At 34.0% G+C, this 600-nt stretch carries 2 protein-coding genes; both read left to right on the top strand.

The genetic code is table 11. From position 1 onward, the window contains the following. Positions 1-207: septation protein IspZ (locus tag ACFINZ_RS11645; RefSeq protein ID WP_375701604.1), on the top strand; the 207-nt coding region annotated here is incomplete at its 5' end. Between the two features lie 57 nt (positions 208-264). Continuing rightward, a partial coding sequence (locus tag ACFINZ_RS11640; protein ID WP_375701603.1) for an MBL fold metallo-hydrolase occupies positions 265-600 on the top strand: 336 nt, incomplete at its 3' end.

Here is a 600-nt window from a genome sequence, read left to right as displayed (position 1 = left end):
AAACTTACTTATCGCTGGGCATTTTTTTTCATTTTTCTCGCTGTTTTAAATGAAGTAATTTGGCGCAATTTTAGCGATAATTTTTGGACAAATTTTAAAGTCTTTGCCATTATGCCTATAACAGTTTTTTTTATGTTAACACAAATGCCTCTTATAATGAAACATTCAAAAGATCTTTTTAAAGAAGAGGATAAAACTAATTCTTAAACAAATATAAAATTATTTTATAGATTTATTACTGTCCACCGTTCACGGAGGGAAGAAGTGTTAATTGAACAGTTCATCTGTCGAGAAGATAATTTTGGTGTGCTCATTCATGATGAAACGAGCGGCTACACAGCAGCAATTGATGCACCTGAAAGCAACGCAATTCAAAATGCTCTAAAACGCCGCAACTGGACGCTTCAGACTATCTTTTTAACGCATCATCATCATGACCATGTGGAAGCGCTAGCAGAGTTAAAGCAAATTTATAAAGCCATTGTTATTGGACCAGAAGCAGAAAAAGAAAAAATTAGTCACATTGATCAAACACTTAAACCTGATGAAAGCTTCTTATTTGGTACCCACACAATTTTAGCACTTTCAACACCTGGTCAT

Origin of the sequence: Bartonella sp. AA81SXKL (assembly GCF_042196945.1) — a bacterium.
GTDB lineage: Bacteria > Pseudomonadota > Alphaproteobacteria > Rhizobiales > Rhizobiaceae > Bartonella.
The sequence above is the reverse complement of the archived record's forward strand: the minus strand, read 5'-3'. Positions and strand labels throughout refer to the sequence as shown.